Source organism: Neisseria sp. HMSC31F04, assembly GCF_001807735.1.
In the GTDB taxonomy this organism is placed as follows: Bacteria; Pseudomonadota; Gammaproteobacteria; order Burkholderiales; family Neisseriaceae; genus Neisseria; species Neisseria elongata.
On record NZ_KV790795.1, the window covers coordinates 1 to 1,179 of the forward strand.

The 1,179-nt window shown below is 52.7% G+C and carries 3 protein-coding genes; 2 read left to right on the top strand and 1 reads right to left on the bottom strand.

The genetic code is table 11. From position 1 onward, the window contains the following. Window positions 1-309, top strand: a 309-nt coding sequence (locus tag HMPREF3107_RS05115) for a hypothetical protein (RefSeq protein ID WP_210391395.1), incomplete at its 5' end; no start/stop codon positions are given. Here the strand turns inward: HMPREF3107_RS05115 and HMPREF3107_RS05120 are convergent. Further along, the gene (locus tag HMPREF3107_RS05120) at window positions 294-743 is read right to left on the bottom strand and encodes a CopD family copper resistance protein (RefSeq protein WP_003771983.1); all 450 of its coding nucleotides are present in this window, start codon (window positions 741-743) and stop codon (window positions 294-296) included. The genes HMPREF3107_RS05115 and HMPREF3107_RS05120 overlap by 16 nt on opposite strands. 123 nt (window positions 744-866) lie before the next feature. On the opposite strand from HMPREF3107_RS05120, the gene HMPREF3107_RS05125 reads away from it, so the two are divergent. Next, window positions 867-1,073 carry a glycine zipper 2TM domain-containing protein gene (locus HMPREF3107_RS05125; RefSeq protein ID WP_040665813.1) on the top strand — a complete coding sequence of 69 codons (207 nt, stop codon included), beginning with the start codon at window positions 867-869 and terminating at the stop codon, window positions 1,071-1,073. Window positions 1,074-1,179 lie beyond the last annotated feature (106 nt).

The window sequence follows — 1,179 nt, forward strand, 5'->3', positions numbered from 1 at the left end:
GAAGGAATTTTGCAAAGGTCTCGGCCTTTTTACGTCCCGACCCGCGTTCAAAGCAAGCAGGCGGAAATACCCATGAAAAGACTGCCGACGGAAGGAGAAATGCACCCGAACGATATGGTGGTTTGCCCTGTCGGGAAGACGGCGCGCGGGACAGCCAATAACACGGTTTGGGGCGGGGCGGGTAAATCCGCCATCTGTTCGGCTTCCATTCCAAAGTGTCAGCCATTCGGAAAAAAGACGGCTGCGATATTTGCCGCCGCTATTGGCGCGGAAGTTGGGATGTATGACGGGGGTTACCACACAAAATAAAACATGGTTTTTGCCAGTATCACAATCAGCGTCATGTGCAACAGTACGGCGGTATGGATATAGCGCGACCAAGCTTTGGTCAGCGTGTGCCGCCGCATTTTCGTAACGGCCACGACAAAATGCAGCAGGATGCTTGCCGCAATAATCACTTTCAGCGTCAGTTGCAGGTTGAAGGAAGAAGCGAATGGCGCGGCCAAGTTCGGCAGATAGCGCAGGTAAGCCATGGTCAGGCCGGACAAAAATACGGCCGCCACCACCCAAGGCATCACCTTTACGGCGCGTCGGGACAAAGCACGTTCGACTTCGCGGCGCGATTCGCGCGAAACGGCCGAGGTGTGCATCACGCTCAAAACCAAGGCCTCGAAAAAAACGCCGCCGACAAAAATTACGGCGAAAAACAAATGGGCAAGATGCGCCCAGGCATAATCCGGCATAGCTAACGAACCTTTGGAGAATTTAACTTAAATAGACGGCAATACGCACGACAGACGTGTATCCTTACAACGCCATTTTAGCAAATGGTGTTTCTCATTCCCATAAAAACAAGGAGTTTCACAATGAAATCTTTATTCTTGAAAACCGCCGTATTAGCCGCTTTAGCCGTTTCCCTGACTGCTTGTAACGGCATGACCCGCACCCAGCGCAATACTGCCGCCGGTGCAGCCATCGGCGGTGTTGCCGGGAATCTGATCGGCGGTACAACCGGCGCGACTTTGGGCGGTGCTGCCCTGGGTGGCGTAATCGGCAGCCAAATCGACCGCTAAACACTATCTGTAGACAAACAGGCCGTCTGAAAAAGTTCAGACGGCCTGTTTCATTATTCATTTGCAAAACTGGGTAGAGACCTTTGCAAAATCCCCCCAAAATCCC